The organism is Plantibacter auratus (genome assembly GCF_050587365.1).
Classification (GTDB): domain Bacteria; phylum Actinomycetota; class Actinomycetes; order Actinomycetales; family Microbacteriaceae; genus Plantibacter; species Plantibacter auratus.
Window position 1 is genome coordinate 564013 of the sequence record NZ_JBOBFV010000001.1, and the last position, 19491, is coordinate 583503.

Genomic DNA, 19491 nt, shown 5'->3' on the forward strand with positions numbered 1-19491 from the left:
TCACCCCGTCCTCGCGCGGGAAGATCATCCTCCGGGTGTACGCCGGAGGACAGCGCTGCGCCGGGCCGACCCGAGGGCCGGCCCGGCGCAGCGGGATCGTCAGATGGAGGCCAGTTCCCGCGCCTCGACCTGCGTGCGTACGGCCCGGTTGACCGCCGAGACGACGGCCTTGAGCGAGGCCGTCGCGATGTCGCCGTCGATGCCGACGCCCCAGAGGCGCTGGTCGTTGACCTGGAGCTCGACGTAGGCGGCCGCCTCGGCGTCGCCCCCGGCGCTCAGCGTGTGCTCGACGTAGTCGTACAGCGTGACCTCGATGCCGCGCCCGGAGAGCAGGTTGAGGAAGGCCGCGATCGGTCCGTTGCCGGTCGAGGTGCGCTCCTCGACCTGCTCGCCGTCGCGAAGTGCGACCTCGAGGACCACGGTGCCGGTGAGGTCGCTCGACGTCTTCGTGGACTGCAGTTCGAACCGACCCCACTTCGCGTCCGCGACCGTTGCCGGAAGGTACTCGTCCTGGAAGATCGACCAGATCTGGCCGCTCGTCACCTCGCCACCCTCGGCGTCGGTCTTCGCCTGTACGACGCCGGAGAACTCGATCTGCAGGCGACGCGGCAGGTCGATCGCGTGATCGGTCTTGAGCAGGTAGGCGACGCCGCCCTTGCCCGACTGCGAGTTCACGCGGATGACCGCCTCGTAGCTGCGCCCGAGGTCCTGCGGATCGACCGGCAGGTACGGCACGGCCCACTCGAGGTCGGCGACGTCCTTGCCCTGCGAGACGGCGTCGACGGACATCGCCTCGAAGCCCTTCTTGATCGCGTCCTGGTGCGAACCGCTGAACGCCGTGAAGACGAGGTCGCCCGCCCACGGGCTCCGCTCGTGCACCGGCAGCTGGTTGCAGTGTTCGGCCGTCCGCTTGACCTCGTCGATGTCGCTGAAGTCGATCTGCGGGTCGACACCCTGCGTGAACATGTTGATGCCCAGCGCGACGAGGTCGACGTTGCCGGTGCGCTCACCGTTCCCGAAGAGGCACCCCTCGATCCGGTCGGCGCCGGCCAGGTAGCCGAGCTCGGCCGCCGCGATCGCGGTCCCGCGGTCGTTGTGCGGGTGCAGCGAGATGATGATGTTCTCGCGGTTGGCCAGGTTGCGGCTCATCCACTCGATCGAGTCCGCGTAGACGTTCGGCGAGGCCATCTCGACCGTCGACGGCAGGTTGATGATGACCTTGCGGTCGGGCGTCGCCTCGAGGACCTCGACCACCTGGTTGCAGATGTCGACGGCGAACTCGAGCTCGGTACCGGTGTAGCTCTCCGGCGAGTACTCGTAGTAGATCTGCGTCCCGGGGACCGTCGACTCCATCTCGCGACACTTCCGGGCGCCGTGGAGGGCGAGGTCGATGATGCCCTGCTTGTCGCTGCGGAACACGACGTCGCGCTGCAGGATGCTCGTCGAGTTGTACAGGTGCACGATCGCCTGCTTCGCGCCGTGCAGCGACTCGTAGGTGCGTTCGATGAGGTGGTCGCGTGCCTGGGTCAGCACCTGGATGGTGACGTCCTCGGGGATCGCACCCTCGTCGATGAGGCTGCGGACGAAGTCGAAGTCGGTCTGGCTCGCGCTCGGGAACCCGACCTCGATCTCCTTGTAGCCCATCTTCACGAGCAGGTCGAACATGATGCGCTTGCGCTCCGGGCTCATCGGGTCGATGAGGGCCTGGTTGCCGTCGCGGAGGTCGACCGCGCACCAGCGCGGGGCCTCGGTGATCCGACGGTCAGGCCACGTGCGATCGGGCAGCGAGACGTCGAACTGGTCCTGGTAGGCGCGGTAGCGATGGACCGGCATGCCTGATGGGGTCTGGGTGTTCTTCATGATCCTGGGATCTCCTCGTGGGATTGGGGGTGAGCCAATGACGAACTCCGCGACGAGGGAGGCCTGGAACTAGGACTCGTCGCGGCAGCTAAGGAGGAGCAGACCGGAGAACACGTCGTCAGCATAGCACTCCCCCGCGCGGCCGATCAGGTGACCAACGAGGCGAGGTCTCGCACGGACACGTCCGGGAGGTACGCGCGCCCGACCGCGATGCCGATCGCCGGCAGGGTCAGCGGGTCCGCGTAGCCGAGGACGAGCGGACGCTCCTCCGGCTGGAACTTCCCCTTGAAGGCGAGGAGCGAGCGGAACCCGTACACGGGTTCGAGCACGTTCCCGAGGTAGGTCAGGACGCGGTCGATCCCGTCCGTCTCCGGCTGCTCGGTGCTCCTCGAGCGGGCGAGTGGGGCCCCGGAGAGGCTCATCTCCTCGATGCCGTCCTCCTTGAACCGAGCGGCGGCCTCGGCGATGAGGAACTCCATGACGCCGTTCATGCCGTCCGTCCGACGCCGCATGAAGTCGAGGGTCCAACCGACCAGCTCACCATCGCGCCGCACCGGGAGCCAGCTTGTGACGCCGTGCAGCCGTCCTTGCTCGTCGACCGCGAGCAGGAGCCGGACCTCCTCGTCGACGAGCTCATCGATCCCGCCGAGGGTGAACCCCATCTCGGGCAGCTTCCGCTCGGCGACCCACTCCTCGGAGATCTCGGCGATCTGCGCCGCGAGCCCGACGCCGAGCGCCCCGTAGGTGGACCAGACGGCGGTGATCCCCGCACGGTCGGCTCTGTTGACGGAGGACCTGATGTCCTGCCAGCGTTTGCCGACCATGCTCCATCCCTGCGGGTGCAGGACCGTCTCCTCGGCGACCTGGACGGTGCGCCAACCGATCCGGTGGAGGGCTCCTGCGGTCTGCTCGTCCACGCTGTACAACGCCACCGTCAGGCCCGAGTCCTCGCAGTGCTCGATGAACCGCTCGAGGACCCCCTGCTCGTGGCGGTCCCTCCCGAAGAAGCCGCCCGTCGTGACTGCGACCCCCGCAACGATCCGGTAGGCGACACCGGCGCTGCGCTGTGGGTCGAACCAGGTGAGGTTGCCCGGCCAGGTGGCCATGTGCCCGATGGAGTCGCTGCCCTCGGCCAGGAGCTCGCGCAGGCGGCGCTCGTCGGCCGGCGCGATGGCGTTCGCGACCCGGCTCAGCGGCCAGACCGCGCCGAGCAGGATGATGCTCCACCAGACGGGTCCGACGGCGTGGAACACCACACCGGTGAGCGGCGCGACCGGCACGAAGCCCGGAAGGACGTTCCGCAGGTACGCGGCGGGGACGAAACGCTCCGGCGCCGCACGGAGGACCTCCCACACGTCGGGCCTCGGCGAGAATCCTCCGGGTTGCAGCAGGGCGACGACCACGAAGAGCGCGGCGAGCACGACCCACGACGCGCCGACCAGGGCGAGGTACCCCCAGGCACTGCGCCGGGTGGCCCGCACGGGGAACCCACGACGGAGCACGACCAGGAGCGCCGCCACGACGAGCGGGAGCAGGATCGCCGCCCACAGCGCGATCGCGATCTCGACGGACCGCTGCTGCGCGCCGTGTCCCGTCCCGAGCAACGACGAGGGGTGTCCCGTCGGGTGGAGTCGCACGCCCGCCCCGAGCGACAGCGCACTCAGGACGGCGAAGGACACCATGATCGACGTGGCGAACCAGACCGCGAAGCGTCTGCCGCGGAGCAAGCCCCAGGCTGCGAAGAGCAGGGCGATCATGGGGACCACCGACAGGAGCACCGCTCCGAAGCCGTCGACGCGCACCAGCGTGAGGTCGCGCAGGCACTGTGCTGACACGCCGACCGTGCGGCATTGGCCGATGACCCGTCCGGCGTCCGGGATGTTCTGTTCGAGCAGGAGCACGAGCGGCGCGAGCGGACCGAGGTGCCGGCCGGACAGGAAGGTGATGAGCGGTCCGACGCCCATCATCGCGACGACGGACGCCAGGAGCACCCGGGTCTCGTGGTGCGAGCTCCGCACGCGTCGCACCGACGGGGTGGCCCCGGCGAGCACGATCCCGAGCAGGACGCCGACCAGCGCTGCGAACAGTCGTGCGAGATCCTGCGGGAGCCCCGAGTACAGCAGCACGATCAGGGCACCGACGACGACGAACGCGCGGATCCGTCGACGCCAGAGCGGCCCGTGGAACGCACTCGACGCGGCGAGGGCGCCGAGCGCGCCGGCCACCGGGTCGAACGCCACGATGCGGGCGACCTCGCCGCTCCAGAACTCGCCGCCGAGGGTGCCGAGGAGTTGGAGCCCGATGGCGAGCGCGTTCCCGGCGACCGCGGTCACCAGCACCGCCAGGAGCGTCTTGGCGGCGCCGAACCGTCGCTCGGCGAGCACCAGTGCGGGGACGCCGATCAGCAGGAAGGCGAGGAGCCCGAGCACCCCGTCGGTTCCCAGGGCACCGGTCAGGAGCGCCCACCAGTGTCCGTCGACCACGACCTGCTCGTACCCCACGCCGGCCGCCTCACGGATCGCCGACCGCCAGGCCGGCGTCGCCACCGGCGGCGTCCGCCACACGAACGCACTGACCACGAACACCAGCGCCGTGATCCCGATGCTCATCGGCACCGACCGGAGCACGCCGGTCACGAGTCGACCGAACGGCGTCGCCCTCCCCGCGCGCATCAGGCGAGCCCGAATCGTGCGGCGATCACGGGGAGCGCTCGGTCGAACACCGTGTGGACGGTGTGCCAGTCGTGCGCCGTGCCGTCGGAGACGAAGGTCGTCGTCCGCATGCCGGCAGCCGAGGCCATCGCGGCGACCCGCCGGACGCCGGGACCGTAGCGGCTGTCGTCACTGCCGTAGCCGAAGACGCCGACGGTGTCCGCGTACGGGGTGTGTGCGGCGAGGATCGCGGAGGGGGCCGCGGCCTCGTACGCCGTCGCCGACCCGCCGAAGCCCTGTGCGATCGTCGTCGGTCCGATGGACGGGACGACCTCCCCCGAGATGTCGAGGATGCCGCCGTAGCGTTCGGGGTGCGCGGCGCCGAGCTGGATGGAACAGGTCCCGCCCTGCGAGAACCCGGCGATGAACCAGTCCGTCCGCGATGCGGACACCGGGAGGTGCGCCGAGATCCACGCGGGGACGTCGACCGTGAGGTACGTCGCCGAGTTGCCGAGCGGCCCGTCGACGCACATCGGGTTGTGGTCCGGAGCGCCGAGCTGATCAGGCACGACCACGATCGGAGCGAGACCCGCATGCGAGGCGGCGAAGCGGTCGAGGATCCCGGCGATCCCAGCCGACGCGAACAGGTCTGCAGGCTCTCCCGGCTGACCGCTGAACGCTTCGATGACCGGCAGTGCCGGCGGGTGTGCGGTCAGGGCGGCCGGTGGCAGGTAGACGAGCGCGTCCCGGTGGGCGAACCCGGAGGTCGTCGCCGGGATGTCCACGTGTTCGACCCGCCCGCCGCTCGGCAGGTCGGCGGGTCGCTGCCACGACGTGGTCGTCCCCCGCGCGGCAGGCAGGGCCGAGAACGACTGGTACGGGCTGATCCCCAACGCCGCCCGTACCGTCGCGAACTCACCGAAGTCCTGGTTCACGCCGATCGCCCCGATGAGCAGGAACGCGGGGATGGCGAGGCTCGCCACGACGACCCGCCACGCCCGGGTCCGCACGATCGCCGCGATCGCGAGGGCGGCACCGGCGAACCCGACCGCCGCCCACGCACGGGTGACCGGCGTCAGTTCGATCCCGAAGACGTCGAGCACGTCACCGAGCAACCAGGCCGTGGCATAGGCGAGGAGCGCCCCACCGCTCGCCACGAGCAGCATCGTCAGCCAGCCGCGAACCGTTCGGCGCCCGGTCAACAGGATGATCGCCAGGAGGACGGCGGCACCGCCGACCCAGACGAGGAGCTCCGGACGATCCAGCCTGATGGCCAGTAACCAGTCGAACACTCGGACTCCTTCTCGCGACCCCGAGGACCAGTATGTCCGCGCGCTCGCGAGCCTGTCGGCCAGATGACGGGTTCCACAGCGGGCCCAAAGCAGACATGCAAGTCACGTTCAGGTAACGGAGACCACCCGCGCGGATCCGCACGGGCCCACAGCGCCGACGGTCGACCGCATCCGGGTCAGAATCCCAGGCGACCGAGCAGTTTCGGGTCGCGCTGCCAATCCTTCGCGACCTTGACGCGGATGGAGAGGAAGACCCTCGATCCGACGAGTGGCTCGATCCCGGCGCGGGCCCGGGCCCCGACGTCGCGGAGCCTGGAGCCGCCCTTCCCGATGATGATCGCCTTCTGGCTGTCGCGCTCCACGAACACGTTCGCGTAGATGTCGAGCAGGTCGGTCCCCTCGCGCGGGATCATGTCATCGATGGTCACGGCGAGCGAGTGGGGCAGCTCGTCCTGCACGCCCTCGAGTGCGGCTTCACGGATGAGCTCCGACACGCGGTCGACGACCGTCTCGTCCGTGGTGGCCTCGGCCGGGTAGAGGCGTTCCGAGAGCGGCATGAGCTTCGTCACCTCGGTGACGAGGATGTCGAGCTGGTCGTCGGTCACCGCGGACAGCGGGATGACGGCGTCCCAGTCCCGGAGCTCCGAGATCGCGAGCAGCTGCTCGGCGATCGTCGTCCGGCTGGCGGTGTCGGTCTTCGTGACGATCGCCACCTTCTTGGCGCGCGGGAAGCCGTCGAGCGACTCGTTGATGAAGCGGTCGCCGGGCCCGAGCTTCTCGTTGGCGGGGATGCAGAACCCGATGACGTCGACGTCGGAGAGGGTTGACTGCACGAGATCGTTCAGCCGCTGGCCGAGCAGGGTGCGCGGCCGGTGGATGCCGGGGGTGTCGACGACGATGAGTTGGCCGTGGTCGCGATGCACGACTCCGCGGATCGCGCGACGCGTGGTCTGCGGCTTCGAGCTCGTGATCGCGACCTTCTCACCGACGAGGGCGTTGGTCAGCGTGGACTTGCCGACGTTCGGACGCCCGACGAAGGACACGAACCCCGCTCGGAAGTCGGACGGAGGGGTGGTGTCGTTCATGGGTGCTCCCGGTGGTCGTTGGACGCCTGCTGGGCGTCCTGCAGCTGGTCGTCGCGCTGGGCGATGACGGTGAGGATGCGTCCCCGCCGCCCCTCGACGCGCTCGGCGGTGAGTTCGAGGCCGTTGGTCGACACCGTCGATCCGACGACGGGCAGCCGACCGAGGGCCTTCGCCAGGAGGCCGCCGACGGAGTCGACGTCGTCGTCGTCGAGTTCGAGGCCGAACAACTCCCCCAGCTCGTCGACCGGCAGGCGGGCGTCGACCCGGAACCGTCCGTCGTGCAGGTCGGTGATCTCGGGGGTGTCGGTGTCGTACTCGTCGGAGATGTCGCCGACGAGTTCCTCGATGAGGTCCTCGAGGGTGACGAGACCCGAGATGCCGCCGTATTCGTCGACGACCATCGCGATGTGGTTGGACTCCTTCTGCATCTGCTGCAGGAGCGAATCGGCCTTCTTGGACTCGGGGACGAAGCTCGCCGGCCGCAGGAGCGGCTCGATCGAGCCCACCTCGGTGACGCCGTCACCACCGAACATCGCTCGCACCAGGTCCTTCAGGTACAGGATGCCGACCAGGTCGTCGATGTCGCCGTCGCTGACGGGCGCCCGCGAGATCCCCGTCTCCAGGAACACCTCGAGCGCCTCGCGGACGCTGAGATCGCGCTGCAGACTCACGAGGTCGGTGCGCGGGATCATCACCTCGCGGACGAGCGTCTCGTTGAACTCGAAGATCGAGTGGATGAGCTCGCGGTCGTCCTCTTCGAGGACCGAGTGCGCGGCCGCCTCGTCGACCATGCTCAGCAGTTGCTCCTCCGAGGTGAAGGAGACCGAACGGGGCAGCCCCGGGGTCACCCGGTTGCCCAGGGAGACGAGGACGTTCGCGACCGGGCCGAGGACCACGCGTGCGGCACGGATGGCGGGGGCACTGAAGCGCAGCACTCCACTCGCGTGGGTCCGTCCGACGCCTCGCGGGCTCGCACCGACGAGCACGAACGAGGTGCCGGTCATGATGACGACCGCGAGGACGAGGACGAGCCACAACTCGTCGATCGACGAGGCCAGCGCGAGGGTGACGAGGACGGCGGCCGTGGTCTCGGCCAGGATCCGGATGAAGTTGATCGCGTTGACGTGCGCACCCGGATCGGCTGCGATGGCGCGGAGCGCGGATCCCGAGCGGGCGCCCTCTGCGAGGTCGAGGATGTCCGCACCCGACTGGACGCCGATCGCGGCGTCGGCTGCGGCCATCAGACCCGCGAACGCGACGAGCAGGAACGCGACGATGACGAAGACGGCGACGAGGGACATCAGCTGCTGCGTCGTCTCTCCTGGAGCGCGAAGGCGAGGAGGATGTCCCGCTGGATGCCGAACATCTCCTTCTCCTCATCGGGCTCCGCGTGGTCGTACCCGAGCAGGTGGAGCACACCGTGGCAGGTGAGGAGCTGGAGTTCGTCCATCGTCGAGTGCTTCGCGGCGGCCGCCTGCGTCTCGGCGACCTGCGGGCAGAGCACGATGTCGCCGAGCAGCCCGGGCGGCGTCGGGTTCTCCTCGGTGCCGGGACGGAGCTCGTCCATGGGGAAGCTCAGGACGTCCGTCGGTCCGGGCTCGTCCATCCACTGGACGTGCAACTGCTCCATGGCGCCCTCGTCGACCAGGACGATGGCGAGCTCGGCATCAGGGCTCACGTGCATCGCGTCGAGCGCGAACGACGCCAGGGCGAGGATGCGCGATTCGTCGACGGCGACGCCTGACTCGTTGTTGATCTCGATGGTCATGAGCGTCCTCGCTTCGGCTGGTGGTCTCTGGCTGCGCCGCGACGCTCGGCACGGTTGGCGAACTCGGCGGCCTGCTCGCGCTCGAACCGCTGCGCCTGTCGGACGGCGTCGTACTCGCCGTAGGCGTCGACGATCCGACCGACGAGGGTGTGGCGGACGACGTCCTCGCTCGTGAGGTGGGCGAAGTGGATGTCGTCGACGTCCTTGAGCACGCGGGTGACGAGTCGCAGACCGGACGCACCGGTCGGCAGGTCGATCTGCGTGACGTCGCCGGTCACGACGATCTTGGACCCGAACCCGAGCCGAGTGAGGAACATCTTCATCTGCTCGGGCGTGGTGTTCTGCGCCTCGTCGAGGACGATGAACGAGTCGTTGAGGGTCCGGCCACGCATGTAGGCGAGCGGTGCGACCTCGATCGTGCCGGCCGCGAGCAGCTTCGGGACGATCTCCGGGTCCATCATCTCGTTGAGCGCGTCGTAGAGCGGACGCAGGTACGGGTCGATCTTGTCCGTCAGCGTGCCCGGGAGGTACCCGAGTCGCTCACCGGCCTCGACGGCCGGGCGCGTCAGGATGATCCGGTTGACCTCCTTGCGCTGCAAGGCCTGCACGGCCTTCGCCATCGCGAGGTAGGTCTTGCCGGTACCGGCCGGGCCGATGCCGAACACGATCGTGTTCTCGTCGATCGCGTCGACGTACGCCCGCTGCCCGACGGTCTTCGCCTTGATCGTCTTCCCACGCGAGGTGAGGATGACCTGCCCGAGCACCTCCGACGGGGAGGCCGAGCCGTCCTGCCCGAGCATGCGGGCGGAGGTGCTGACCTCCGCCGGCCCCGGGTCGTGTCCTTCTCGGACCATGGTGATGAGTTCCTCTACGAGTCGTCTGGCGGCGTCGGCCTGCGGCGCCGGGCCGGTGATGGTGATCTCATTGCCGCGCACGTGCACCGAGACACCGGGGTGTTCGCGCTCGACGGTCGTCAGGAGGCGGTCCTGTGGGCCGAGGAGACGGACCATGGCGAGCCCGTCCACCAGGAGGACGTGCTCGACCTCCTCCGTCCGCGCAGCGGCGGGTCGGTCTGGGTTCGAGGACTCAGGCTCCGCCAAGGGTGCCCTCCTGCAGGGAACCGCCGAGGACATGCGCGTGCACGTGGAAGACCGTCTGCCCGGCGGACTCGCCGGTGTTGAAGACGAGTCGGAACTCGCCACCCGTGTGCTCCTTCGCAAGCGACGACGCCACCTCGACCATCTCAGCGAGCAAGGAGGGGTCGCCAGCGGCCAACTCCACGACGTCGCGGTACTCGGCGGTCTTCGGGACGACGAGGAGGTGCACGGGCGCCTGCGGTGCGATGTCGGCGAACGCGATCACCCGATCGGTCTCGGCGAGGAGGGTCGTCGGGATCTCCCCCGACACGATGCGGCTGAATACCGACGGTGCTTCACTCATGTCCACCAGTCTAAGGTTCGTGGCGGCCTCATGCGCGGGCTGGTGGATCGTCACCACCGACCGAGCAGCACGTTGAGCGCGGCGATCGCCGCCGGTCCTGCCGTCGAGGTGCGCAGGACGCCCGAGCCGATCCGGACCTCGACGGCGCCGGCCGCTTCGAGCCGTTCGCGCTCCGCCGGCGAGATGCCGCCCTCCGGACCGACGACGAGCACGAGTTCCTCGGCGAGCAGGGCCGACGGGTCGAGCTCCGAGAGAGCGAGTGCCGCGCTGGGTTCGAGCACGATGACGGTCCGGCCGGCGACGATCGACGCGAGTCCGCGGGTGTCGACGACCTCGGCCACCTCGGGGACCCGTGCGCGGATCGACTGCTTCGACGCCTCCCGCACGATGAGCTGCCAGCGCGCACGGCCCTTGACCGCTTTGTCGCCCTGCCATCTCGAGATGCTGCGCTCGGCGCCCCACGGGACGATCCGGTCGACACCCAGCTCGGTCGCCGCCTGGATGGCGAGTTCGTCGCGATCACCCTTGGCCAGCGCCTGCACGAGGACGAGCCCGGGACGGTTCTCCGGATGCACCACGACCGATTCGACGCGGATCTCCAACTCCCCCTGCTCGCTGCGCACGACCGGTCCGGTCGCGATCAGGCCCCGGCCGTTGCCGATCGACGTCGTCTCGCCGACCCGCAGCCGACTCACGGCGACGGCGTGCTTCGCCTCGGGCCCGCGGAGGGTCACCGAGTCGCCGACACCGGTCGATTCGAGATCCTCACGGAGGTACAGCGAACTCATCTCAACCGACGCCGTGGAAGCGGTCGCGGATCTTCGCGAACAGGCCCTGCTGGAACTGCGCGAGCGCCGGAGCACCCTGGCGTCGTCCTGAGGCGAAGCTCTTGATCAGCTCGCGTTCGCGGTGGTCGAGCTTCGTCGGCGTGACGACCTGGACGCCGATCTTGAGGTCGCCCCGGCTGTTCCCGCGGAGACGGGTGACACCGCGGTCCTTGACCGTGATGACCTCAGAGCTCTGCACGCCCGGCCGCAGCTCGACCTCGACGTCGCCGTCGAGCGCGTGGACGGTGACCTGGCGGCCGAGGATGGCGTCGGTCATCGGGACTTCGAGCGTGCACAACAGGTCGTCGCCGTCGCGGCTGAAGACGTCGTGGTGCTTGACCTTCATCTCGAGGTAGAGGTCGCCGTTCGGGCCGCCGGCCGGGCCGACCTCGCCGCTCCCCGGCATCTGCAGACGCAGACCGGTGTCGACGCCGGCCGGGATGTCGACCGAGACGGTGCGGCGGGCACGGAGCCGACCCTGACCCTGGCAGGTGACGCACGGGGTCGCGATGATCGTGCCGTAGCCGCGGCAGGTGCCGCAGGGCGCCGACGTCATGACGTTGCCGAGCAGCGAGCGGACGGCCCGCTGGATGGAGCCGGTGCCGTGACAGATGTCGCAGGTCACCGGTGAGGTGCCGGGCTGGCAGCAGGAGCCGTTGCAGGTGCTGCAGAGCACGGCGGTGTCGACCTCGAGGTCGCGGTGGGTGCCGAAGATGACCTCGTCGAGGTCGAGCTCGACGCGCAACAGGGCGTCCTCCCCGCGTGCGCGACGGGACTTGGGTCCGCGCTGCTGGCCGCCACCGCCGAAGAAGGTGTCGAAGATGTCGCCGAAGCCGCCGAACCCGGCGTCGCCGCCACCGAACCCACCAGCCTGCGGACCGAGGTCGTACTGCTGGCGCTGCTTGGGGTCGCTCAGCACGTCGTAGGCGTGCGTGACCTCCTTGAACCGTTCCGAGGCGTCGGAACCCGGGTTCACGTCGGGGTGCAGTTCGCGTGCGAGGCGGCGGTACGCCTTCTTGATCTCTTCGGGCGTCGCCTCCTTGGCGACACCGAGTGCTGCGTAGTGGTCGGGGTAGTCAGCCACTGAGGGCCTTTCGTTCGAGGTGCGGAAGGTGTTGGGGGACGCGACGAGGATGCGTCACTCGGCGTCGAGGATGCGCGAGAGGTACCTGGCGACGGCGCGGACCGCAGCCATGTTGCTCGCGTAGTCCATTCTCGTGGGGCCGAGGACGCCGAGCCGGGCGATTTCGCCACCAGAGGAACGGTAGTTCCCGGCGAGGACACTCGTGGTCTCGAGGCCGAACGACGCGTTCTCCCGCCCGATGCTGGCGACCACGCCGTCGCGCTCGGACTCCATCTCGCCGAAGAGCCGGAGCAGCACGACCTGCTGCTCGATGGCGTCCAGGACCGGATAGATGCTGCCGGGGAAGTCGTCCTCGGTGCGGGCGAGGTTGGCGGCGCCGGCCATGACGAGGCGGTCCTGGCGCTGCGCCGAGAGTTGCTCGCGCACCGCGTCGACGATGCGGACGGCCGCCGCGCGATCGAGGTCGGCGATGTCGGCTGGGACGTCGCCGATCGCGTCGTGGGCGTCGAGGAGTGGACGGCCCGCGACCGCCTCGTTGCACAGCGAGCGGAGCCGCGAGATGAGGTCGTCGTCGACCGGGCTCTCCGTCTCGATGAGCCGCTGCTCGACGCGGCCGTTGTCGAGGATGATGACCGCGAGCACTCGGTTCGGGGTGACGCTCACCAACTCGAGATGCCGGACGCGTGCCCGGGAGAACATCGGGTACTGGACGAGCGCGACCTGGTTCGTCAGCTGCGACAGCAGCCGCACCGTGCGGTGCAGGACCTCGTCGAGGTCGCCGGACGCGCCGAGGAAGGTCTCGATCGCCGTCCGTTGGGCGTTGTTCAGCGGACGGCGGTCGGCCAGGTGGTCGACGAACATCCGGTAACCCTTGTCGGTGGGCACCCGGCCGGATGAGGTGTGGGGAGCGGCGATGAGCTCTTCGTCCTCGAGCTGCGCCATGTCGTTGCGGATGGTGGCTGCGGAGACCCCGAAGGAGTGGCGGTCGACGATCGTCTTGGAACCGACGGGCTCGCGCGAGGCGACGTAGTCCTGCACGATGACGCGGAGCACTTCGAGACCGCGATCCGACACCATCTCGATCTCCTCCCGTCATCCACCTCGGAGCGCCGACCATCAGCACTCGAAGACCCTGACTGCCAATCATATCGTGGCCTCCGCGCGGCCGTCCCTTGCGCGGCCCCGTGCCGCGGGAATACCGTTGGCCGCAGGCGTGGGTCCCTGATGAGCAACACCTGGTGCGATACGCTCAGCTGGACCAATTGAATATCACTCTCCGTGAAAGGTGCGAAGATGTCCGATCCGAACGCTCAGCCGCCCGTCGACCCAGCGAAGGGCGGGTCGGTTCCGCCTGCAGGAGACGGCGCAACGCCCCCTCCCGCAGCTCCGCAGCAGCCGCCCGCAGGCGCCTACCCGCCCCCGCCCGCCGGTGGCTACGCGCCGCCGCCGCCCGCTGCAGGCTCCTACCCGCCGCCGCCCGCAGGCGCCCCGCAGTACCAGCAGCCGTACGCCGCCGCTCAGCCCATGAGCCCGTCGGACGAGAAGCTCTGGTCGACGCTCATCCACATCGGTGGGATCTTCTTCGGATTCATCCCCCCGCTGATCGGCTACCTGGTCCTCAAGGACCGCGGCCCGTTCATCAAGGCGCACACGCTCACCGCGCTGAACTTCCAGCTGACGATGCTGATCGCGCTCGTGGTCGGCTCGATCCTGACGATCGTCGTCGTGGGTCTGTTCATCATCATCGCCGTCTACGTCGTGGTGATCGTGTTCAGCATCATCGCCGCGATCAAGGCGAACAAGGGCGAGCTGTACAGCTACCCGCTCACGATCCAGTTCATCAAGGCCTGATCCGTCGAGTCGCACGAGAACAGCCCCGTCCGGTCCGCCGGGCGGGGCTGTTCTGCGCCTCGGGCAGGGTCAGTCGCCGACCAGACGGCGGACGACCGCGTCGGCGAGGAGCCGTCCGCGGCGCGTGAGCTCCAGCCGTCCGAGCAGGGCCTGCCGTGCGTCGACCAGCTCCTCGGCGATGAGCCCGGCGACGGCCGTGCGAGCCTCGGGGGCGAGCGTCCGGATCGGGATGCCGTCCCGCGTGCGGGTGAGCAGCAGGATGCGTTCGAGTTCCCGCGTCTCGTCGTCCAGGGTCTCCCGGCCGGCGGCCGGCGACTCCCCCGCCGCGATCCGCTGGGCGTACGCCGCCGGGTGCTTGACGTTCCACCAGCGCACCCCGCCGACGTGACTGTGCGAGCCCGGGCCGACACCCCACCAGTCCTCGCCGGTCCAGTAGGAGAGGTTGTGCCGGGAGCGGTGCGTGTCGTCCGTCGCCCAGTTGCTGACCTCGTACCAGCCGTAGCCGGCCTCGGTGAGGAGATCGTCGGCGAGCTCGTACATATCGGCCTGCAGGTCTTCGTCGGGGGTCCCCACCACGCCCGAGCGGATCTGGCGCGCCAGTTTCGTCCCTGGTTCGACGATGAGCGAATAAGCCGACACGTGGTCCGGAGCGCAGGCGATCGCCGTCTCGAGTGAGACGCGCCAGTCTGCCAGGGTCTCCCCCGGCGTCCCGTAGATGAGGTCCAGGCTGACGCCGAGGCCGGCCTCGCGAGCCCACTGCACGACGAGCGGCACCCGAGCCGGATCGTGCGTGCGCTCGAGGGTGGCGAGCACGCTCGGCACGGCGGACTGCATCCCGAAGGACACCCGGGTGAATCCGGCTTCGGCGAGCGTGCGGAGGTAGGTGGCGTCGACGGAGTCGGGGTTGGCCTCGGTCGTCACTTCAGCGCCGGGAGCGAGGTCGAAGTTGTCCGTCACGCCTCGGAGCATGCGGACCAGGTCGTCAGCGGGGAGGAGGGTCGGCGTCCCGCCACCGAAGAACACGGTCGAGACCGGACGGTCGGGGACGGTCGATGACGCCAGGACGGACTTGCCGAAGCGGAGTTCCGCGACCGCCTCGTCGGCGTAGTCAGACTGCTTCGCGCCGCGGAGCTCGGTCGCCGTGTAGGTGTTGAAGTCGCAGTAGCCGCATCGGACCCGGCAGAACGGGACGTGCAGGTAGACCCCGAAGTTGCGTTCGTGGGCACCGACGGCCGCCGTCTCCGGGAGGAGTCCGTCGGACGGGGCCGGATCGGCGAGTGGGAGGGCGCTCGGCACGGTCCGTCGCTCAGACGCCGCGCGACGGCAGGAGTGCGCGGAGGTAGGCGTCGTTCATGGTCTTGCGGCGGCGCTTGGAGCCGACGAGCTTCGCGGCACCCTTCGTCGGGCGGAAGAACGAGCGCACGACGATCCAGACGGAGTCGTCCTCGCGCTGCTCGATCGTGAAGGACTGCTCGCCGCTCTCCGGATCGCCCTCCATCGTGCCGATGGCCAGGCTCACGTGACCCGGCTCCTCGGTGACGGAGATGACGCGATGCGGCCCGACGAGCGGTTCCCCGCCGACGGTGCCGGCGAAGACGACCGTCGTGCCCGGCGTGATGAACGGCGTGCCGTCCTCGGCGAAGCGTTGCTCCTCGTGCGTCTCGATGGGTTCCAGCGGCGTACCGTCCTCGGCGAAGGCGATGCCGCCGTACTGCACGCCCGTGCCGGGGTGCACCTCGGAGATCTCCACGCCACTCGAGCGGTGCAGCCCCCAGGTGAGGAGGGCGCTGCTCGCGAGGGCGAACCGCTCCTCGCCGCTCCCGAGGCGGAACTCGTCCTCCGACGGCACGTAACCCTCCGGCGGGTACTGCAGGAGGTCGGTCCGCTGGGTGGCACCGACGGCCGCGTAGTCGACCGCCTCGTCCTCGAACGAACTGCGTCGTGCGTTCACTTCTTGTCCTTCGTCTCCACGTCCCCTGAAAGCGCTGCGATGAACGCTTCCTGAGGCACCTCGACCTTGCCGACCATCTTCATCCGCTTCTTGCCCTCCTTCTGCTTCTCGAGGAGCTTGCGCTTGCGGGTGATGTCACCGCCGTAGCACTTGGCCAGGACGTCCTTGCGCATGGCACGGACCGACTCGCGGGCGATAATCCGCGCACCGATGGCGGCCTGGATCGGCACCTCGAACTGCTGGCGCGGAATGAGCTTCTTCAGGCGCTCGGTCATGAGCACGCCGTAGGCGTACGCCTTGTCGCGGTGGACGATGGCGCTGAACGCGTCGACCTGGTCGCCCTGCAGCAGGATGTCGACCTTCACGAGATCGGCGGCCTGCTGACCGGAGGGCTCGTAGTCGAGCGACGCGTACCCCTGCGTGCGGCTCTTCAGGTGGTCGAAGAAGTCGAAGACGATCTCGCCGAGCGGCATCGTGTACCGCAGCTCGACGCGGTCCTCGCCGAGGTACTCCATGCCGAGCAGCGCACCTCGACGGCTCTGGCAGAGCTCCATGATGGTGCCCACGTAGTCCTTGGGGGCGAGGATGCCCACCTTGACCATCGGCTCCGACACCTCGAGGATCTTGCCGGAGGGGAACTCGCTGGGGTTCGTGACGGTGACGACCTGCTTGTCCTCCGTCTTCACCTCGTAGGTGACCGACGGCGCGGTGGCGATGAGGTCGAGGTCGAACTCGCGCTGCAACCGCTCGGTCACGATCTCGAGGTGGAGCAGGCCGAGGAAGCCGACGCGGAAGCCGAATCCGAGGGCGACGGAGGTCTCCGGCTCGTAGTTGAGCGAGGCGTCGGAGAGCTTCAGCTTGTCGAGCGCGTCGCGGAGGATCGGGTAGTCGCTGCCGTCGATCGGGTACAGACCGGAGAAGACCATCGGCTTCGGGTCGGTGTAGCCCGGGAGGGCGTCGGTCGCCGGCTTCACCGCGGTCGTGACGGTGTCGCCGACCTTCGACTGCCGGACGTCCTTCACGCCCGTGATGAGGTAGCCGACCTCACCGACACCGAGGCCCTTCGTGGGCGTCGGCTCCGGCGAGCTGACGCCGATCTCGAGGAGGTCGTGCACCGCGCGCGTCGACATCATCTGGATGCGCTCGCGCGGACTCAGCTGGCCGTCGATCATGCGGACGTAGGTGACGACGCCACGGTAGGTGTCGTAGACGGAGTCGAAGATCATGGCGCGCGTGGGTGCGTCCGGGTCGCCCACGGGGTTCGGGATGCGGCCCACGACGCGGTCGAGGAGTTCCTCGACACCCATACCGGTCTTGCCGGACACCCGCAGGACGTCTTCGGGCTTGCCGCCGATGAGGCTCGCGAGCTCCTTCGCGTACTTGTCGGGGTCGGCCGCCGGGAGGTCGATCTTGTTGAGCACCGGGATGATCTCGAGGTCGTTCTCGAGGGCGAGGTAGAGGTTCGCGAGTGTCTGCGCCTCGATGCCCTGTGCGGCGTCGACGAGGAGGATCGCGCCCTCGCAGGCGGCGAGCGACCGCGAGACCTCGTAGGTGAAGTCGACGTGCCCGGGGGTGTCGATCATGTTGAGCGCGAAGGTCTCACCGTTGAGCGACCACGGCATGCGCACGGCCTGGCTCTTGATGGTGATGCCGCGCTCGCGCTCGATGTCCATGCGGTCGAGGTACTGCGCCCGCATGTCGCGGTCCGAGACGACGCCGGTGATCTGCAACATGCGGTCCGCCAGGGTCGACTTGCCGTGGTCGATGTGGGCGATGATGCAGAAGTTCCGGATGAACGCCGGGTCGGTCGATGCCGGCTCGAGGGCCTTCACTGCTTGGGGGCTCACGCGTTCCTCGGGGTCAGGGGTGGAATCGGGCAACCCTCATTGTCCCACGGCGGGGAGCACCCGTGCTGCGGTACCCTGGATTGCCAGAACTCAGCCCGACTGGTAATGTTGCCTGTTGGCTTGCGTGTGAGTTGAGACCACACGAGAACTCGCTTGAAGACGCCCTCTTCCGTCCGACGGCACCGAACATCATTTCCTCGAACCGAAAGTTGACCCAACGTGGCAAACATCAAGTCGCAGATCAAGCGCATCGGCACCAACAAGAAGGCCAACGAGCGCAACAAGGCCGTCAAGAGCCAGCTGAAGACCGCCATCCGCGCAACCCGTGAGGCCGTCGTCGCCGGCGACAAGGCTCAGGCTGAGTCCGCACTCAAGCTCGCCTCGAAGAAGCTCGACAAGGCCGTGAGCAAGGGCGTCATCCACGAGAACCAGGCAGCGAACCGCAAGTCGGCCATCGCCAAGCAGGTCAACGCGCTCTAAACGACACCAGCTGCAAGGCCCCGGCGTTCCTCGGAACGTGCGGGGCCTTTCGCGTTCCCGGGGCATTCCGTTCCCTGAGTACACAGCGGTCCCTGAGCGCAAACGGGGTCCCTGAGCGCAAACAGGTCCCTGAGCGCACACGGGTCCCTGAGCGCACACGGGTCCCTGAGCGCAAACGGGTCCCTGAGCTTGTCGAAGGGCATCCCGCCCGCCACCACGGCCTAGTCGGCGGGCTACCGCTCCGACAGATCGACCCCGCGTGCCGCGATGACGCCGACGAGCCGCTCGAGCGCGAACACCGGGTCGCGGCTCGCGCCCTTCACGCCGGCGTCGGTCTCGGCGAGCATCTGCACCACGCGGCCGATGCCGGCGTCCGTCCAGCCGGACAGGTCCCGACGGGCGCGGTCGACCTGCCACGGCGCGAGGCCGAACTGCTGCGCGATCTGCCCGGACCCGCCGCGTGCCGACGACACCTTGGCCATCGTGCGGATCTTCATCGCGAACGCGGCGACGATCGGCACGGGGTCGGCACCCGAGTCGAGCGCCTGCCGCAGGGCGAGCAGCGCTTCCCCGTGTCGTCCGGCGATCGCGGCGTCGGCGACGTCGAACGCGCTCGTCTCGAGACGACCGCCGTAGTACTTGTTGACCGTCTGCTCGGTGATCTCCTCGGACGCGTCGGCCATGAGCTGACTGCACGCGGCTGCGAGCTCGGCGAGGTCGTCGGAGAAGGCGCCGACAAGTGCACGGAGCGCCTGGGGCGTGATGCGACGACCCGCCGTCTTGAACTCCGCCGCGGCGAAGTCGGCCTTGTCGCTGTCCCGCTTGAGTTCGGTGCAGACGATCTCGACACCGCCACCGGTGCCTGAGCGGATGGCGTCGAGCAGCTTCTTGCCGCGCACGCCTCCGTTGTGCCGCAGCACGAGGTAGGCGCCCTCCGGCGGTGCTTCGAGATACCGGATGGCTTCGGTGAGGAACTGGTCGGAACACTTCTCGACCTGGCTGACGCGGACGAGCCGGGGCTCGCCGAAGAGCGACGGGCTCGCGACCGTGAGCAGCTCGCCCGGGGCGTAGCTATCGGCGGCGACGTCGTTGACCTCGAGCGAGGGGTCTTCGGAGACGAGGAAGTCGCGCAGCCGACGGATCGCCCGGTCGGCGAGGAAGGACTCCGTGCCGGACACCAACACGATCGGCGCCGGGCGGATCTCGGACCAGCCGAGCTGCGGGATCGCCGCCGAGGCCTTGGCCGCCGTCTTGGCCTTGCCGCGACCGGCGGAACGTGGTGCAGCCACAGCGGCTCCTCTCGACCGTCCGAGTCTACCGGCGACCGCCGACGCCAGCCGGGTCGGGGACGGCAG

Annotated in this window: 17 protein-coding genes; 2 read left to right on the forward strand and 15 right to left on the reverse strand. The window is 69.1% G+C overall.

The genetic code is table 11. The features are described from left to right. Positions 1-99: 99 nt before the first annotated feature. The 11 genes from leuA to hrcA form a co-directional block, all read right to left on the reverse strand. Positions 100-1860, reverse strand: coding sequence for a 2-isopropylmalate synthase (gene leuA / locus ACQ3HE_RS02595; protein WP_430891218.1), 1761 nt, complete (start codon positions 1858-1860; stop codon positions 100-102). A 146-nt stretch (positions 1861-2006) separates the two neighbouring features. Then, positions 2007-4532, reverse strand: coding sequence for a bifunctional lysylphosphatidylglycerol flippase/synthetase MprF (locus tag ACQ3HE_RS02600; RefSeq protein ID WP_430891220.1), 2526 nt, complete (start codon positions 4530-4532; stop codon positions 2007-2009). Then, positions 4532-5803 (reverse strand): alpha/beta hydrolase, encoded by a 1272-nt coding sequence (locus tag ACQ3HE_RS02605; RefSeq protein ID WP_430891222.1) that lies wholly within the window; start codon positions 5801-5803, stop codon positions 4532-4534. Before ACQ3HE_RS02605 ends, ACQ3HE_RS02600 begins: the two co-directional genes overlap by 1 nt. Before the next feature lie 176 nt (positions 5804-5979). Further along, on the reverse strand, positions 5980-6888 hold the full coding sequence (gene era, locus ACQ3HE_RS02610) for a GTPase Era (protein ID WP_079705752.1): 909 nt from the start codon (positions 6886-6888) through the stop codon (positions 5980-5982). Then, a complete protein-coding gene (locus tag ACQ3HE_RS02615; protein WP_079705751.1) occupies positions 6885-8189 on the reverse strand; it encodes a hemolysin family protein in 1305 nt (434 codons plus the stop codon). Before ACQ3HE_RS02615 ends, era begins: the two co-directional genes overlap by 4 nt. Then, positions 8189-8656: an rRNA maturation RNase YbeY gene (gene ybeY / locus ACQ3HE_RS02620; RefSeq protein WP_064293631.1), complete on the reverse strand. Its 468-nt coding sequence runs from the start codon at positions 8654-8656 to the stop codon at positions 8189-8191. Before ybeY ends, ACQ3HE_RS02615 begins: the two co-directional genes overlap by 1 nt. Then, positions 8653-9666 carry a PhoH family protein gene (locus ACQ3HE_RS02625; protein WP_228498304.1) on the reverse strand — a complete coding sequence of 338 codons (1014 nt, stop codon included), beginning with the start codon at positions 9664-9666 and terminating at the stop codon, positions 8653-8655. Before ACQ3HE_RS02625 ends, ybeY begins: the two co-directional genes overlap by 4 nt. 76 nt (positions 9667-9742) lie before the next feature. Then, positions 9743-10096, reverse strand: coding sequence for an HIT domain-containing protein (locus tag ACQ3HE_RS02630; protein ID WP_064293856.1), 354 nt, complete (start codon positions 10094-10096; stop codon positions 9743-9745). Between the two features lie 50 nt (positions 10097-10146). Beyond that, the gene (locus tag ACQ3HE_RS02635) at positions 10147-10884 is read right to left on the reverse strand and encodes a 16S rRNA (uracil(1498)-N(3))-methyltransferase (RefSeq protein WP_430891224.1); all 738 of its coding nucleotides are present in this window, start codon (positions 10882-10884) and stop codon (positions 10147-10149) included. Between the two features lies 1 nt (position 10885). Further along, the gene (gene dnaJ, locus ACQ3HE_RS02640; RefSeq protein WP_064293629.1) at positions 10886-12007 is read right to left on the reverse strand and encodes a molecular chaperone DnaJ; all 1122 of its coding nucleotides are present in this window, start codon (positions 12005-12007) and stop codon (positions 10886-10888) included. 54 nt (positions 12008-12061) lie between these two features. Next, positions 12062-13084 (reverse strand): heat-inducible transcriptional repressor HrcA, encoded by a 1023-nt coding sequence (gene hrcA, locus ACQ3HE_RS02645; RefSeq protein WP_064293628.1) that lies wholly within the window; start codon positions 13082-13084, stop codon positions 12062-12064. Between the two features lie 216 nt (positions 13085-13300). Here hrcA and ACQ3HE_RS02650 point away from each other — a divergent pair, with 216 nt between their 5' ends. Continuing rightward, positions 13301-13858 (forward strand): DUF4870 domain-containing protein, encoded by a 558-nt coding sequence (locus ACQ3HE_RS02650; RefSeq protein ID WP_234993956.1) that lies wholly within the window; start codon positions 13301-13303, stop codon positions 13856-13858. 69 nt (positions 13859-13927) lie between these two features. Here the strand turns inward: ACQ3HE_RS02650 and hemW are convergent, their stop codons facing one another. Genes hemW through lepA form a run of 3 tightly spaced genes read right to left on the reverse strand, consistent with a single transcriptional unit; the run spans position 13928 to position 17656 of the window. Further along, a complete protein-coding gene (gene hemW / locus ACQ3HE_RS02655; RefSeq protein WP_079705747.1) occupies positions 13928-15154 on the reverse strand; it encodes a radical SAM family heme chaperone HemW in 1227 nt (408 codons plus the stop codon). 10 nt (positions 15155-15164) lie between these two features. Beyond that, positions 15165-15809 (reverse strand): DUF1990 family protein, encoded by a 645-nt coding sequence (locus ACQ3HE_RS02660; protein WP_192005056.1) that lies wholly within the window; start codon positions 15807-15809, stop codon positions 15165-15167. After that, positions 15806-17656 carry a translation elongation factor 4 gene (lepA, locus tag ACQ3HE_RS02665; protein ID WP_430891226.1) on the reverse strand — a complete coding sequence of 617 codons (1851 nt, stop codon included), beginning with the start codon at positions 17654-17656 and terminating at the stop codon, positions 15806-15808. The genes ACQ3HE_RS02660 and lepA overlap by 4 nt, the downstream gene beginning before the upstream one ends. A gap of 219 nt (positions 17657-17875) precedes the next feature. Here lepA and rpsT point away from each other — a divergent pair, with 219 nt between their 5' ends. Beyond that, the gene (rpsT, locus tag ACQ3HE_RS02670; protein WP_064295571.1) at positions 17876-18136 is read left to right on the forward strand and encodes a 30S ribosomal protein S20; all 261 of its coding nucleotides are present in this window, start codon (positions 17876-17878) and stop codon (positions 18134-18136) included. A 233-nt stretch (positions 18137-18369) separates the two neighbouring features. On the opposite strand, the gene holA is transcribed toward rpsT, so the two are convergent. Further along, entirely contained in the window at positions 18370-19425 is a 1056-nt protein-coding gene (gene holA / locus ACQ3HE_RS02675; RefSeq protein WP_071260815.1) for a DNA polymerase III subunit delta, read from the reverse strand. Between the last annotated feature and the right edge of the window lie 66 nt (positions 19426-19491).

What these genes read in the sequence shown, in the direction of transcription:
- leuA (WP_430891218.1), bottom strand. Translation starts at nt 1,860, where the DNA reads ATGAAGAACACCCAGACCCCATCAGGCATGCCGGTCCATCGCTACCGC.
- ACQ3HE_RS02625 (WP_228498304.1), bottom strand. Translation starts at nt 9,666, where the DNA reads ATGGTCCGTCTCCTCGGCCCACAGGACCGCCTCCTGACGACCGTCGAG.
- ACQ3HE_RS02600 (WP_430891220.1), bottom strand. Translation starts at nt 4,532, where the DNA reads ATGCGCGCGGGGAGGGCGACGCCGTTCGGTCGACTCGTGACCGGCGTG.
- hrcA (WP_064293628.1), bottom strand. Translation starts at nt 13,084, where the DNA reads ATGGTGTCGGATCGCGGTCTCGAAGTGCTCCGCGTCATCGTGCAGGAC.
- ACQ3HE_RS02635 (WP_430891224.1), bottom strand. Translation starts at nt 10,884, where the DNA reads ATGAGTTCGCTGTACCTCCGTGAGGATCTCGAATCGACCGGTGTCGGC.
- ACQ3HE_RS02630 (WP_064293856.1), bottom strand. Translation starts at nt 10,096, where the DNA reads ATGAGTGAAGCACCGTCGGTATTCAGCCGCATCGTGTCGGGGGAGATC.
- ACQ3HE_RS02615 (WP_079705751.1), bottom strand. Translation starts at nt 8,189, where the DNA reads ATGTCCCTCGTCGCCGTCTTCGTCATCGTCGCGTTCCTGCTCGTCGCG.
- ACQ3HE_RS02650 (WP_234993956.1), top strand. Translation starts at nt 13,301, where the DNA reads ATGTCCGATCCGAACGCTCAGCCGCCCGTCGACCCAGCGAAGGGCGGG.
- ybeY (WP_064293631.1), bottom strand. Translation starts at nt 8,656, where the DNA reads ATGACCATCGAGATCAACAACGAGTCAGGCGTCGCCGTCGACGAATCG.
- era (WP_079705752.1), bottom strand. Translation starts at nt 6,888, where the DNA reads ATGAACGACACCACCCCTCCGTCCGACTTCCGAGCGGGGTTCGTGTCC.